Here is a 13,775-nt window from a genome sequence, read left to right on the forward strand (position 1 = left end):
CGGTGAACCTGCCTTTTCTGGAATGGAAACAGACTCCCTGGGGAAAAGCCACGGGTGGACAATGGCGTTATGCATTGCGTAACTCGCTGGCTATGTGTCTCGCGTTATGGGTCGCCTTCGTTCTGCAACTCAGCGAACCCTATTGGGCTCTGACCTCTGCCGCGGTGGTCAGTTTCCCGACGGTGGGTGGTGTGATCAGTAAAAGTATTGGCCGGATTTTTGGCAGCCTGATTGGCGCGATGGCCTCTCTGATCATTGCCGGTCATGGCCTGAACGATCCTTGGCTGTTTACGTTGTCGATTGCCACTTGGTTGGGGCTATGTACCTACATTTCCAATCACTATCAAAATAACGTTTCCTATGCTTTTGCTCTGGCGGGCTATACCGCTGCCATCATCGTGTTCAGTACGGTGAATGTCACCGATACGCAGGAGATCTTTGATATCGCCCAGGCACGTGTCTGCGAGGTGATTACCGGCATTTTATGTGCTGGGTTGATGATGATGATCCTGCCTAGCACTTCGGACGGCGAAACGCTGCTTATCTCACTGCGGAGCATGCATTTACGGCTCTTGGAACATGCGGCAATGCTGTGGCAACCGGAAGTCAGCCTGCGGATACGGGCTTCACACGAGGGCGTGATTGGTCAGATCCTGACGCTGAACGTCTTGCGCATTCAGGCTTTCTGGAGCCACTATCGGCTGCGCCGCCAAAACAACCTGCTCAACTACCTGCTGCACCAGCAATTGCGTATGACCAGCGTGATTTCCAGCCTGCGGCGCATGTTGCTGAACTGGCCGGATCAACCGGCAAACCTGGCACCGGTGTTAGAACAACTACTAAAGGAACTGCACAATCCCGGCACCGATAAATACCGGCTGGCGCGCATCCTGCAACTCCTCACGCCACCGGCTCCTGCCGATTATCGCCACCGTGCTTTTTTCCTGCGGTTACGGCATTTCTGCTGGCTTTATCTGCGTTGCAGCCGTGGGTTACAGCAGCTGGAAAATGCACCTCGGATCAATAATATCGCTCCGCCGCGTGTCACGGCACTGGCTCACCATACCGACAGTTATGAAGCCGCCTACAATGGGTTGCGCACTTTTTTATGCATCCTGCTCGGTTGCGCTTATTGGATCAGCACCCAATGGGATGCGGGGAGTTCAGCGCTAACCTTGATCGCCATCAGTTGCGTACTCTATTCATCCACACCTTCGCCAATCAAATCCATCACCACTCTGCTAAAAGCCGTCTCTTTGCTGTTCGTTTTCTGCTTTGTGATGAAGTTCGGCCTGATGATCCAGATTGATGATTTCTGGGTATTTTGTGCCTTTTTGTTGCCGATTTTGGTGACGATGCAGATGATGAAATTACAGCATCCCCTTTATGCGCCACTGTGGGGCCAGTTAATCGTGTTTATGGGGTCATTTCTCGCCATCACTAATCCCCCCAGCTATGACTATCAATCCTTTATGAACGACAGTATCGGCAAGATTGTTGGAGTATTGCTGGCCGGGCTGGCGTTCCAAATCCTGCGCCCCAGCTCAGATAAACGCAAAAGCCAGCGTATTATTCGCGCACTGCGTCGTGAATTTATCGATCAGTTGAGCAAAAAACCGCAGCAGAGCGAAAGCCTGTTTGAATCCCGTATCTACCACCGTATCAACCAGTTGAGTCAAAGCCAGGATCAGGAAGCCCGTACCTGGGTATTGCGTTGGGGAGTGGTGTTGTTGAACTGTAGCCATATCGTTTGGCACTTACGCGAATGGCAAACCCGTTCAGATCCCCTGTTGGCCGTGCGTGACGTCTGTCTTCGTCACCTTAAGGGCATCATCACAGAAAAAGGTGTGCAACACCGCTCATTGGATGCAACGCTGCAAGAACTGCAACGTATGAGTAACGTGCTTGCGCACCACCCAGAACAGGCCGCACGCGATTTAGCTGGGCTGATTTGGCGGCTCTACTGTTCACTGCAACAGCTACAGCAAGCAATTTCACCGCCAGAGATAACAGAAATGACGTCCGCGACATCTTAACGCAAACTGCGTTGCCGCCAGGATGGGCTTAGCTCCCTGCGGCTTCGCGTAATAGAGAAGGTTTTTACTTAATCACACCGCAAGCAAAACGATCGCCACCACCACCTAACGGCTTCGGATGGTCGGAATGGTTGTCGCCACCCGCATGAACCATCAGAGCCTTGCCTTCGATTTCACTGATTTTCTTCAAACGCGGGGCCAGAACCGGATCGCTCGCCATACCATCGCCCGTCACATAGATGGCGGGCAAATCGCCCAAATGCCCATCGCCATAAGGGCCAAGGTGTTTACCGGTATTTTGCGGGTCAAAATGCCCACCCGCCGCCAAGGCCGCAACCGCTTTCGCGTCTTTCATCCCCGGTTCACAGCTGCCCTTCTCATGCACGTGGAAACCGTGTACCCCACCAGGCAACGCACTGAGTTGCGGAGTGAACAACAGGCCGTAAGGCGTTTCACTGATAGTGATTTTGCCAATGTCCTGACCAATTCCCTGGGCAGTCACCAGATTCATTTCAACTTCAACCGTTGCCGCCTGCGCAACGCCACAGGCCATTAGGCCTAATGCCGCACACCAATAACGTTTCATCAATCAACCTCCATGCGATAGTTGTAACAGAGTTTCCAGTATAGAATTTATAAAAAATTAAGCAATTTTCTTTAAATTCAAATGACTAAATACGGTTTTTTACAATTACTCCGTGCTTCAAACCCGCCATAACCTATACAGGTATTGCGTATTGAATTCAGTGATAAGCAAAACTGAATTTATTGCTTAGGGTACATCGTAGCCCAATGCCGCTTTGCGAATACGGAACCATTGCTGGCGGCTCAACGCCAGTTCTTCTGCACGCAATGCTGAACGCACACGTTCGATTTTGCCAGAGCCGATAATCGGCAAAGGTGCTGACGGCAAGCGCATTACCCAGGCATAAACCACTTGTTCAATGGTTTCGGCACCCGTTTCTTGGGCCACCTTTTGTAATTCATCACGCAGCGGCTGGAATTCCGCATCGCTGAACAACCGCCCCCCTGCCAGGCACGACCAGGCCATCGGTTTGATACGCAGTTGCTGGCACTGATCCAAGGTTCCATCCAGGATCGCAAGCTGATGAATGGGGGAGATTTCAACCTGATTGGTTACCAGCGAGAACGGCAGGCGCGACTGTAACAAGGTAAACTGTGCCGGAGTGAAATTGGAGACACCGAAATAACGCACCTTGCCACTTTTATGCAATGCTACAAAAGCTTCAGCCACCTCGTCAGCATCCATCAGCGGATCAGGGCGATGGATCAACAGCAAATCCAGATAGTCGGTATGCAGATTGGTCAACGACTGCTCAGCACTCTGTACGATATGAGCCCGATCGGTAATGTAATGGCCTATCGGGTTGCCTGGCTTGGCGGTGGTCGCAATGCCGCATTTCGATACCAATTCCATGCCTTGGCGCACCGAGGGCTTCAGTTTAATCGCTTCACCAAAGGCCTGTTCACAAGCATAGCCTCCATAAATATCCGCATGATCCGCCGTCGTCACCCCCAATTCGATATGTTGTTCAATAAATGCCAACAATTGCTGCGGTGACATTTCCCACTCCATCAAGCGCCAGTAGCCGCAAATCATGCGTGAAAATTCAGGCCCCTGCGGTGCGAGCTTAATGCGATTTGCCATTTTTAAATCCCCATCCAGTATTTTTCGCCAGCATACACAACCCCCTACGGCGTAGGAAGCAGCAAAGCGGCCTTATCAGGCGCAGATCGGGAAACATTTAAAAAAGTGAGGGTTGTTCTGGCGGTATTTCATCAGTTTGTTTACTGACGCGATGCAGGCGTAAATAGCGTTGGCGGCACAAGCGCAAAACATCGCGTTTTTGCGTATCGTTCATTTGCATCCAACCAAAGCGTTCCTCACGGCTACGCAGGCAGCCACGGCAAAAACCGCGTTCATCAGCCTGACAAATGCCTCGGCACGGGCTGGGGATGTCAAAAAACTCAAGTTGCTGCGCCACACATCCTCCTGCGTTTTAGGCAGTATTCCATGATAGGCCGTTATCACCTGGAGGATAACGAGCATGACCTAATGCTAATTGAAGACGCCCTCTGCGCCGCTGGCAAGTGGCTTTTCGCCATGACGACGAAAATAATCGCGCAGATAATGCAATGCCTGCCGGGTTTTCTCCGGCAGCACCCGCTCCTGCGTCAACGCGTGCAGGCGGAATGCCGCAGGCCGCCATTCCGGCAGCAAAGCTATCAACTCCCCTCGGCGCAGCTCATCGCTGATTTCATACAGCGGCTGACCGGAGATGCCCAACCCTCTCCGGGTAAAAGCCCGCATCACGTTCATGCTGCCGCTGACAATCTGCCCGGCAGCCAGCCGCAGCTTGAAGGTTTCACCAGACTGGTGATGCAAACTGAGATGAAAACCTTGGTTACTGCCGGTGATCCAGCGGTGCTGCACCAAATCCTGCGGCGTTTCGGGCACACCATACTGGCTGAGGTAGCGCGGGGCAGCACACAGTACCAACGGCCATGCGCTCAGGTGATGAGCAATCAAACTGGTATCCGCCAGTTGCAAATTCACCCGCAGCGAAATATCCACGCGCTGTTCGATCATATCCACCACCTGATCGTCTGCCAGAATGCGCAATGTCAATTTGGGATGAGCCAACAACAGCGGCGCCAGCGCTTCCGCCAATGGCCCACTGCCGATACCGACGGTGGTAGCAATACGTAACTCCCCCACCAACGTATCCCGTAACTCCGCAAGCCGCTGTTCCGCACGCTGCGCTTCCTGCCACATGGCTTCACAACCGGGATAGAAGGCTTCTCCGGCTTCTGTCAGTGCCAGACGGCGGGTTGAACGGTGCAACAATGGCACCCCAAGCGTTTTTTCCAGAGAACGCATATGCTGGCTGACGGCCGAAGGCGTCATGCCCAATCTGTGGGCCGCACCGGCAAAAGAGCCTTCTGCTACCACGGTAGCAAACACCGCCATGCGGTTTAATTTGTCCATTACTGTGAAGTTTTACTTAATAAAGAAAGCATCAATATGGCACTAATCAACGCCGTTGTTAAGTACTACAGTATCTTCAGCGCACCAAACCTGAACCGTTTGGCAAACACACTGAATCTTATTTCACAGGAGAAAACGAATGAAAGTCGTCATTATTGGAGCAACCGGTTTTGTTGGCCGCCGTGTAGTGGATGAAGCTCTGGCTCGTGGCTTGACCGTTACCGCGATTGCCCGCCAGAAAAAAGATCTGCCCGATAACGCTAATCTGACTATCGCGCTTGGCGATGTGGCTGATACTGAATGGCTGACAAAGCAGCTCACGGGCCAAGATGCCGTGATCAGTGCTTATAACCCCGGCTGGGCGGAAGATGATCTGTATGAAAAAACGGCTAAAGGTGCACAACAGATTTTGCAAGCGGTAAAGGAATCCGCGGTAACACGCCTGTTGTACGTTGGCGGAGCCGGTAGCCTGGAAGTAGCCCCCGGCGTTGAGCTGGTTGATACCCCACAATTCCCGGCCAACATCCGCCCGGCAGCCCTGGCAGTGCGTGACTTGCGCAACAAATTAAAAACCGAAACTCAGTTGGATTGGACCTATCTTTCCCCTGCCGCCTTGCTGGAGCCGGGTAAACGCACCGGGCAATTCCGTTTGGGAACCACTCAACTGCTGATGAATGGCCAGGCTCCTGCCAGCATTTCTGTAGAAGATCTGGCCGTAGCCATTATTGACGAAATCGAAACCCCGCAGTTTACCAAAGCACAATTTACTGCGGCCTATTGATCGGTACACGGCTGCCCTTTCGCAGCCGCTTTCCTGCGGCCTCTCGCCCGTAGTGCGCTGAATATTTAAGGTTATCTTAAGTTTCGCCGTGTAGATTCCAACGTACTACACAACGGCTGGACTCTGATTTGGCAATGCAGTTACGTCGATTATTACAATGTCATAGCTTGGGATTTATCCTTGGTTGCGCATTGTTTTTTACTCTGTCTCAGAACGCCTTATTCCTTTATACCGCCTGGTCGCATATCACCTTTGATAACATTCACAGCATCATTTTTGCTGCGACCATGCCGGTAGTGATTTTTTGCGCCCTGAACATTATTTTCAGCGTACTGGCCATTCCTTTCCTGCGTAAGCCACTGATTATTTTTCTCCTGCTCGGTAGCACTATCACCAATTACTTTATGTTCAGTTACGGTACGGTGATTGACGGCAACAGCATACAAAATCTTTTTGAAGCCAGTTGGCAAGAAGTGATTGCACTGCTCACACCCCACATTGGGTTGTGGTTGCTTTTGGGGATTATTCCTTCACTTGCGGTAGGCTGGATACAAATCCATAAAACCCGCCCTTGGTGGTACATGATTGGTTTACACGCCGCTAACGTCATGCTTTCCGTTGTCGTCATCCTGTTGGTCGCGGCGTTGTTTTATAAAGATTACGTTTCATTGCTGCGCAACAATAAAAGCCTGGTGAAAATGCTCACACCAACCAACTTTATGACCAGTACGGTTAAATTTGCCAAGTATCATTATTTCAGCCACAACCTGCCGCTGGTCAAGATCGGGGAGGATGCCCATTTGGGGCCACTTATCAGCGGCCAGGCAAAGAAGACGCTGCTTATCTTGGTGATCGGTAAAAACGCACGGGCAGAAAACTTTTCGCTTGGCGGTTATCCACGCGAAACCAACCCGCGCCTACAACAAAACAACGTTGTTTATTTCAAGAATACACGTTCCTGCGGTACTGATAGCGCCACCTCCATTCCCTGCATGTTCTCCAATATGTCGCGCAACAATTACAACGCTACGTTAGCAGCTCATCAGGAAGGCCTGATGGATATTTTGGCTCATGCCGGGGTTAATGTGTTATGGCGTGACAACAGCGGTGGTTGTAAGGGCGTTTGTGACCGTATTCCACATATCGACATGACTAAACTGCAATTACCACAGTATTGCGATGGTGATAACTGTATGGACAATGTGCTGTTGCACAAACTGGGTAACTACATTGACAGTTTAAAAAGTGACAGTGTCATTGTGCTGCATCAGATAGGCAGCTATGGGCCCGCTTACTATCGCCGCAGTACAGCGGAATTTCGCCAATTCTTGCCCACTTGTGACAGCAACCAGATCCAAGGTTGCACCCATGCGCAATTAGTGAATACCTACGACAACTCATTGCTGTATACCGATGCCATGCTGGGCAACACCATTGCACTGTTGCAACAATACAGCGGCAAATTCAATACGGCGATGGTTTATCTTGCCGATCATGGCGAATCGCTGGGAGAAAACGGCATCTACCTGCACGGCACGCCTTATCTGTTTGCGCCTTCCCAGCAGACCCATGTACCGTTTCTGATGTGGATGTCAGCAGGGTATCAGTATAATTTTGGCGTTGATCGTCAGTGCCTCGATAACATCGCGGCTCAAGACAGCGTTTCACAGGATAATTTGTTCCACACCATGCTGGGCATGCTCAACGTGCAAACCCATGAATATCAGCCCCAATGGGATATTTTGCAGCATTGCCGCAAGAGTGATCTCATCCTTTCTGCCGTACTCTAGACGCGGCAATAGTTGAAATGCTTTATCAGCATTTGAGATTGATAACAAAGTGTTTTGTAGCCCGAGATACCCGGGCCTAGCGCACCGAGGGGCGCTCCGGCGGCTTACGCCGCTACGACCCCATCGGTACGCTCTCCCTAATATCTGACTTTGTCAGCAATCTGAAATATTTTATCAGCGTTTTTATTTCACTTGATCTAGACCAACCGGTCTACTACACTCGTTCCATTATGACGAAATCTAGGCACTGCAACATGGATACTCGTGAACATCTGCTCGCTACCGGTGAAACACTCAGCCTGCGCCTTGGTTTTACCGGCATGGGGTTGAGCGAACTACTGGCAACCGCAGGCGTGCCCAAAGGCTCGTTCTATCACTATTTTCGCTCGAAGGAAGCCTTTGGTGAAGCCATGTTGCAACGCTACTTCGGGCACTACAATGCTAAAATGCAGGCGCTGTTTGGGGATAGCAAAAGCGATGCCCGTCATCAGCTATTAAGTTACTACGCTCTGGCAATCAGCTACCACTCAAGCAGCGAATGTCACAACGCCTGCCTGGCCGTCAAGCTTTCTGCCGAAGTCAGCGATCTTTCAGAGCCGATGCGCCATGCGCTGGAAGCGGGCACCACGCGCGTTATCAGCCACTTGCAGGAAGCGATTGAGCGCGGATTACGTGAAGGTTCACTCTCTACCGCTATGAGCCCGGCAGCAACGGCGGAAACGCTTTATTCCTTATGGTTGGGCGCTTCACTGCGGGCAAAAATCCGCCATTCAGTAGCTCCACTGACTAACGCACTGGAAAGTATTGAATGGTTATTGCGCCCCGCGCAGCCGTAACCTCCCTACTCTTGTTTACCCTGAAAATGCCATTGTTTGAATAGGTTTAACAGTAACTAGTCGACCGGTCTATTAATATAGGATACATGTATGAAGATTGAAAAACTGTTCTCTCCCCTGAAAGTTGGCTCTGCAACGTTGCCCAATCGTGTATTCATGGCTCCGCTGACTCGTTTGCGCAGCATTGAGCCGGGTGATATTCCTACGCCATTAATGGCAGAATATTATGCACAACGCGCCAGCGCTGGCCTGATCATTACCGAAGCGACGCAGATCTCTTTCCAAGCGAAAGGTTACGCGGGTGCGCCAGGGCTGCACACTCCTGCACAGATCGCCGCATGGAAAAATATCACTCAGGCTGTTCATAAGGAGCAAGGTCATATCGCGGTACAGCTTTGGCACGTTGGCCGGATTTCTCACAATAGCCTGCAACCAGGCCAACAGGCACCGGTTGCACCTTCTGCAATCGCCGCCGAAACCCGCACCACGATACGTGATGAAACCGGTGCCTGGGTTCGTGTGCCAACATCAACCCCACGAGCCCTGGAAACCGCGGAAATCGCCGGGATCGTGAACGATTTCCGTCATGCTGCCGCCAACTCGCGCGAAGCAGGTTTCGATTACATTGAACTGCATGCCGCACATGGTTATCTGCTACACCAATTCATGTCTCCGGCCTCCAACCAGCGTACCGATCAGTACGGCGGTAATATTGAGAACCGCACTCGCCTGACATTGGAAGTGGTTGATGCCAGCATCGCCGAAATTGGCGCAGATCGTGTGGGCATCCGTATTTCACCACTCGGCCCGTTCAATGGCCTGGATAATGGTGAAGATCAGGAAGAAGCGGCACTGTATCTGATCGAGGAACTCAACAAACGCGGTATTGCCTATCTGCATATTTCTGAACCTGATTGGGCAGGCGGCAAACCTTACTCAACCGCCTTCCGCGATGCCGTTCGCGCCCGTTTCACAGGGGTGATTGTGGGGGCTGGTGCCTACACGGCAGAGAAAGCGGAAGAACTGATCGAAAAAGGTTTCATTGATGCCGTTGCGTTTGGCCGCAGTTACATTGCCAACCCAGATTTACTGGAGCGTTTTAAACAGCAAGCAGCGCTGAACGAACCGCATGCTAATACCTTCTACGGCGGCGGTGCTGCGGGTTATACCGATTACCCCACTCTGTAAACCTGTTGCATTTTATCCTGGCCGGCTTACATGCCGGCTAAATTATTGGTGACGATGTCACAAAAGTCCCCCATCCATTGGCTGCGTTGAATTGTCTTATATGACAAGGCTATACTGGTCGTGGCTTCAATCTACCAGCCGTGAGTCACGGCATACCCAATCAGAGGAAATTATGCGCTTACTCCATACCATGCTCCGTGTCGGTAATCTGCAACGCTCTATCGACTTCTATACCCAGGTATTAGGCATGCGCTTGCTGCGTACCAGCGAAAACACCGAGTATAAATACTCGCTGGCATTTGTTGGCTATACCGATGAGAGTGAAGGCTCGGTGATTGAACTCACCTATAACTGGGGCGTTGACAGTTACGACATGGGATCTGCATTCGGCCATCTGGCGTTGGGCGTTGATAATGTTGCCGCCACCTGCGATCGCATTCGCCATGCTGGCGGTAAGATCACCCGTGAAGCAGGCCCGGTAAAAGGTGGAACTTCAGTTATCGCTTTCGTTGAAGATCCCGATGGTTACAAAATCGAACTGGTTGAAAATAAACATGCCGGCCAAGGCCTCGGCAACTGAGGTTTCTTCTGGGCGCGTAACGCGCCCTGCTTTTATCCCCACTGCATCAGGGCAAGAAATTTGTCATAATGCGCGCTGTATTCGATGATGATAAGAAACTGATGGCCGAAAAAAGTGATCTTAACGCCCTGAGTGGCCGTTTTCGTGGGTTTTATCCCGTTGTTATTGATGTAGAAACTGCTGGTTTTCATGCTCAGACTGATGCACTGCTGGAGATTGCCGCAGTCACGTTGAAAATGGATGCGAACGGCTGGTTACAGCAGGATGAAACCCTGCATTTTCACGTTGAGCCTTTTGAAGGTGCTAATTTGCAACCAGAAGCCCTGGCCTTCAACGGTATTGACCCGCATAACCCATTGCGGGGAGCAGTGAGTGAATATGACGCACTACACGCCATTTTTAAAGCCGTGCGCAAAGGCATCAAGGATCAGGGATGCAATCGTGCGATCATCGTGGCACATAATGCCAACTTTGATCACAGCTTCCTGATGGCTGCCGCTGAACGAGCCGGGCTGAAACGCAATCCATTCCATCCGTTTGCTACCTTCGATACCGCTGCGTTAAGCGGGTTGGTATTGGGCCAAACCGTGTTGGCCAAAGCCTGCATCGCCGCCGGTATGCCGTTCGACAGCACTCAGGCACATTCGGCTTTGTATGACACAGAACAAACGGCCCTGCTGTTCTGTGAATTGGTCAACCGCTGGAAACGGCTTGGTGGCTGGCCACTTAGCAGTAATCACGCTGAATAAGCGCTATAAATAACTCGGGCGGCCCTGCAATAGGTGCCGCCCGAGGTTTCATTTTCAGTAAACCCATTCACCCTTTAGGGTTGCTGGTCTTCCTGCTGTTTGTATTTTTCAGCTGTTTCTTTGATCAACTGCTGCAATTCACCGCGTTGATACATCTCGACGATGATATCGCAACCGCCAACCAGCTCACCATCCACCCACAGCTGCGGGAAAGTGGGCCAATTGGCATATTTAGGCAGCTCGGCACGAATATCCGGGTTTTGCAGAATATCAACATAGGCGAAACGCTCACCACACGCAGAAAGCGCCTGAACGGCCTGTGCAGAAAAACCGCAGCTTGGCAATTTTGGTGAACCTTTCATGTACAGTAAAATAGGGTTAGCAGAAATCTGCTGCTGAATTTTTTCAATTGTCGTCATTTATTGCTTCCTCAAGCCACATCATGGCTACAACATGCATCACACCAGCTATTGTAGCGGCAGGAACCGTACCAAAAAAACGTCATCTTTTGCAGGGACATTCCGGTTACCGGACGTGCTCTGGAAACCGCACTATTCCGGTTAAAACATGTTCACAGAATAACATTTTTAGCCAGACTATTTCACTATTATGTTTTGACGATATAAATGTGATTAATAATAATCCATTCTTTTTTTTGGCGTTTTTTCATACACCACGCCTATTGTTTTTACATCATCTCGAATGTTATTAACGTTTTCTCACAATATGAATTACTCTTTATGAGTTCTCCGCTGTTTTATATGACGAATTTCGGGAATACTGTCTTTTCATTCGATATTTGTTTTGCAGCCAAGGTGGGTAATGTTGATATGCGTTTAATTATTACGCTTTTTATACTGTTGTTTACACACCTGTTTTTCAATCTGGCACATGCTGCGCCGCAGCACCGTGTTTCTGCCGATCAGCGCAAAAACCCGATTAATGAGGCCAAACCAGATAACCGCAAGAAAAAGAAAGCGGCTAAAACCAGCAAAAAAGTAAAAACCGTTACCCCGCAGAAAACAACGAAAACAAGACAAAAGACTACATCAACCAGCAAGAAAGCCCCTACTGCTAAAGCGAAGAATCAAACCACCCAAACCGCCAAAAATAAAATCACTCCTCCCAAAAAAGGTTACAAGAAAGGCTATGGCCGCCATCGTAAAACCGGTCTGGCCACGGCGCAGTTGGTAAAGCACGAAAAACCGCTGCAACTCAGCCCTGCACATAAAAAGCGTTATCAGCACGCCAAGCAAACGGCCATGAATAAGTTGCTGAACCAGATGGGTAAACCTTACCTCTGGGGAGGTTCCTCACCGCATACCGGTTTTGATTGCAGCGGCCTGATTTACTACGCCTATAAAGACGTCGTGAAAATCAAAATGCCGCGTACTGCCAATGAGATGTATCACCTGCGTGATGCAGCACCAATCAAAAAAAGTGAACTGGAAACCGGCGATCTGGTGTTCTTCCGTATCAACAACCGCGGCACTGCCGATCACGTGGGTGTCTATCTGGGCAATGGCAAATTTATTCAGTCACCGCGTACCGGCGAAGAAATCCGCATCAGCCAGTTGAATAATGATTACTGGCAAGATCACTACATCGGTGCTCGCCGTGTCGTAACGCCAAAAACTATCCGCTAATTTGTCTACCCAGCCGCTTGAAGCGCGGTGGGTAAGCGGCTGAACCAATAGGCTCTGCTGAACACAACCCCTTTCCTGACGTAGCGCAGGACTCCACCTGCTAACCTGCTTTTAAACCTTTTTTTCACCCGGAAAGTTGTTAAAATTAATATCCATAATAAAAACACAACAATTATATCTTCCTTACCCCTCAGGCTGCAAAGCCGAGGAACAATAGCGCTGTATATAAAAAGGAGAAAGCAATGTCGTTTGAATTACCCGCATTACCGTATGAAAAAAATGCTCTTGAGCCCCATATTTCCGCAGAAACGCTGGAATACCATTATGGTAAGCACCATAACACCTACGTGGTTAACCTGAATAATCTGGTGAAAGGCAGCGAGTTTGAGGGCAAATCCCTGGAAGAGATTATCAAAACCTCAACCGGTGGTATGTTCAACAACGCAGCACAGGTATGGAATCATACTTTTTACTGGCATTGCCTGTCACCACAAGGGGGTAACGAACCAACGGGTGCAGTAGCCGCCGCGATTAACCAATCCTTCGGTTCTTTTGCTGCGTTCAAAGAACAGTTCACCGACGCCGCGGTGAAAAACTTCGGGGCTGGTTGGACCTGGCTGGTGAAAAAATCGGATGGGACTCTGGCAATCGTCAACACGTCAAATGCTGCCACGCCACTGACCGGTGACGACAAACCGGTATTGACCGTAGACGTATGGGAACATGCCTACTACATCGACTACCGCAATGCACGGCCAAAATACCTGGAGCATTTCTGGTTGCTGGTTAACTGGGCGTTTGTGGAACAGAACTTGGCGTAATAACCGATGTGCAATAACAAGGCGCAGCCTGCTGCGCCTTTATTATCTTTCGTATGAATTAGTTAAATGCAGCAATAAAACCGAAAACAATAATCATTGCCAATGCGGCAACAGTAGTAAGCAATGACAATTTCAAATCGGTATCCATAACAACTCCCTATCATGTTGGCTCCTTTAAGCATAAAAGCCACACGATTAATACGTCAACTCTTTTTCCCACAGTTCGTGACTAGAATCCTATTATCATTTCCCTGGTGATAATACCGAATAGAGCTTCCACTTTTCTTCAAGATGGGACAAAATCCGCAGTTCGCAACTGCGTACTGGCAAATGCCCCT

At 50.2% G+C, this 13,775-nt stretch carries 15 protein-coding genes; 9 read left to right on the forward strand and 6 right to left on the reverse strand.

Translation table 11 applies throughout. The features are described 5' to 3' along the window. Positions 1-2 precede the first annotated feature (2 nt). Entirely contained in the window at positions 3-2,036 is a 2,034-nt protein-coding gene (locus Z042_RS16490; RefSeq protein ID WP_024913070.1) for an FUSC family protein, read from the forward strand. Between the two features lie 64 nt (positions 2,037-2,100). Here Z042_RS16490 and sodC read toward each other — a convergent pair whose 3' ends face one another. The 4 genes from sodC to Z042_RS16510 all read right to left on the reverse strand — a co-directional run bounded on the left by sodC (position 2,101) and on the right by Z042_RS16510 (position 5,046). Further along, positions 2,101-2,622 (reverse strand): superoxide dismutase family protein, encoded by a 522-nt coding sequence (gene sodC / locus Z042_RS16495; protein ID WP_024913069.1) that lies wholly within the window; start codon positions 2,620-2,622, stop codon positions 2,101-2,103. Positions 2,623-2,808: 186 nt separating this feature from the next. After that, complete coding sequence (locus tag Z042_RS16500) at positions 2,809-3,705, reverse strand: aldo/keto reductase (protein WP_024913068.1); 897 nt, start codon at positions 3,703-3,705, stop codon at positions 2,809-2,811. Positions 3,706-3,802: 97 nt separating this feature from the next. Next, complete coding sequence (locus Z042_RS16505) at positions 3,803-4,042, reverse strand: DUF1289 domain-containing protein (protein WP_024913067.1); 240 nt, start codon at positions 4,040-4,042, stop codon at positions 3,803-3,805. A gap of 74 nt (positions 4,043-4,116) precedes the next feature. After that, positions 4,117-5,046, reverse strand: coding sequence for a LysR substrate-binding domain-containing protein (locus Z042_RS16510; RefSeq protein ID WP_024913066.1), 930 nt, complete (start codon positions 5,044-5,046; stop codon positions 4,117-4,119). A 139-nt stretch (positions 5,047-5,185) separates the two neighbouring features. Between Z042_RS16510 and Z042_RS16515 the strand changes: the two genes are divergently transcribed. From Z042_RS16515 to rnt, 6 genes are all read left to right on the forward strand, one after another. Then, entirely contained in the window at positions 5,186-5,827 is a 642-nt protein-coding gene (locus Z042_RS16515; RefSeq protein ID WP_024913065.1) for an NAD(P)-dependent oxidoreductase, read from the forward strand. A 134-nt stretch (positions 5,828-5,961) separates the two neighbouring features. Further along, positions 5,962-7,617, forward strand: a complete 1,656-nt coding sequence (gene eptA / locus Z042_RS16520) for a phosphoethanolamine transferase EptA (protein ID WP_024913064.1) — start codon at positions 5,962-5,964, stop codon at positions 7,615-7,617. A 230-nt stretch (positions 7,618-7,847) separates the two neighbouring features. Then, positions 7,848-8,453, forward strand: a complete 606-nt coding sequence (locus Z042_RS16525) for a TetR/AcrR family transcriptional regulator (protein ID WP_024913063.1) — start codon at positions 7,848-7,850, stop codon at positions 8,451-8,453. Positions 8,454-8,543: 90 nt separating this feature from the next. Next, the gene (nemA, locus tag Z042_RS16530; RefSeq protein ID WP_024913062.1) at positions 8,544-9,641 is read left to right on the forward strand and encodes an alkene reductase; all 1,098 of its coding nucleotides are present in this window, start codon (positions 8,544-8,546) and stop codon (positions 9,639-9,641) included. Between the two features lie 172 nt (positions 9,642-9,813). Continuing rightward, a complete protein-coding gene (gene gloA, locus Z042_RS16535; protein WP_024913061.1) occupies positions 9,814-10,221 on the forward strand; it encodes a lactoylglutathione lyase in 408 nt (135 codons plus the stop codon). Between the two features lie 68 nt (positions 10,222-10,289). Then, a complete protein-coding gene (gene rnt, locus Z042_RS16540; protein ID WP_024913060.1) occupies positions 10,290-10,970 on the forward strand; it encodes a ribonuclease T in 681 nt (226 codons plus the stop codon). 74 nt (positions 10,971-11,044) lie between these two features. Here rnt and Z042_RS16545 read toward each other — a convergent pair whose 3' ends face one another. After that, the gene (locus Z042_RS16545; protein WP_024913059.1) at positions 11,045-11,389 is read right to left on the reverse strand and encodes a Grx4 family monothiol glutaredoxin; all 345 of its coding nucleotides are present in this window, start codon (positions 11,387-11,389) and stop codon (positions 11,045-11,047) included. Between the two features lie 411 nt (positions 11,390-11,800). On the opposite strand from Z042_RS16545, the gene Z042_RS16550 reads away from it, so the two are divergent. Next, the gene (locus Z042_RS16550; protein WP_024913058.1) at positions 11,801-12,616 is read left to right on the forward strand and encodes a C40 family peptidase; all 816 of its coding nucleotides are present in this window, start codon (positions 11,801-11,803) and stop codon (positions 12,614-12,616) included. A gap of 242 nt (positions 12,617-12,858) precedes the next feature. Further along, positions 12,859-13,437, forward strand: coding sequence for a superoxide dismutase [Fe] (sodB, locus tag Z042_RS16555; RefSeq protein WP_024913057.1), 579 nt, complete (start codon positions 12,859-12,861; stop codon positions 13,435-13,437). A 58-nt stretch (positions 13,438-13,495) separates the two neighbouring features. Here the strand turns inward: sodB and cydH are convergent, their stop codons facing one another. Further along, entirely contained in the window at positions 13,496-13,585 is a 90-nt protein-coding gene (gene cydH, locus Z042_RS26085) for a cytochrome bd-I oxidase subunit CydH (RefSeq protein WP_154666981.1), read from the reverse strand. Positions 13,586-13,775 lie beyond the last annotated feature (190 nt).

Origin of the sequence: Chania multitudinisentens RB-25, from assembly GCF_000520015.2 — a bacterium.
Lineage (GTDB): Bacteria > Pseudomonadota > Gammaproteobacteria > Enterobacterales > Enterobacteriaceae > Chania > Chania multitudinisentens.

What these genes read in the sequence shown, in the direction of transcription:
- rnt (WP_024913060.1), top strand. Translation starts at nt 10,290, where the DNA reads ATGCGCGCTGTATTCGATGATGATAAGAAACTGATGGCCGAAAAAAGT.
- Z042_RS16550 (WP_024913058.1), top strand. Translation starts at nt 11,801, where the DNA reads ATGCGTTTAATTATTACGCTTTTTATACTGTTGTTTACACACCTGTTT.
- Z042_RS16500 (WP_024913068.1), bottom strand. Translation starts at nt 3,705, where the DNA reads ATGGCAAATCGCATTAAGCTCGCACCGCAGGGGCCTGAATTTTCACGC.
- cydH (WP_154666981.1), bottom strand. Translation starts at nt 13,585, where the DNA reads ATGGATACCGATTTGAAATTGTCATTGCTTACTACTGTTGCCGCATTG.
- Z042_RS16515 (WP_024913065.1), top strand. Translation starts at nt 5,186, where the DNA reads ATGAAAGTCGTCATTATTGGAGCAACCGGTTTTGTTGGCCGCCGTGTA.
- eptA (WP_024913064.1), top strand. Translation starts at nt 5,962, where the DNA reads ATGCAGTTACGTCGATTATTACAATGTCATAGCTTGGGATTTATCCTT.
- Z042_RS16510 (WP_024913066.1), bottom strand. Translation starts at nt 5,046, where the DNA reads ATGGACAAATTAAACCGCATGGCGGTGTTTGCTACCGTGGTAGCAGAA.
- Z042_RS16525 (WP_024913063.1), top strand. Translation starts at nt 7,848, where the DNA reads ATGACGAAATCTAGGCACTGCAACATGGATACTCGTGAACATCTGCTC.
- Z042_RS16545 (WP_024913059.1), bottom strand. Translation starts at nt 11,389, where the DNA reads ATGACGACAATTGAAAAAATTCAGCAGCAGATTTCTGCTAACCCTATT.
- gloA (WP_024913061.1), top strand. Translation starts at nt 9,814, where the DNA reads ATGCGCTTACTCCATACCATGCTCCGTGTCGGTAATCTGCAACGCTCT.
- sodB (WP_024913057.1), top strand. Translation starts at nt 12,859, where the DNA reads ATGTCGTTTGAATTACCCGCATTACCGTATGAAAAAAATGCTCTTGAG.
- nemA (WP_024913062.1), top strand. Translation starts at nt 8,544, where the DNA reads ATGAAGATTGAAAAACTGTTCTCTCCCCTGAAAGTTGGCTCTGCAACG.
- sodC (WP_024913069.1), bottom strand. Translation starts at nt 2,622, where the DNA reads ATGAAACGTTATTGGTGTGCGGCATTAGGCCTAATGGCCTGTGGCGTT.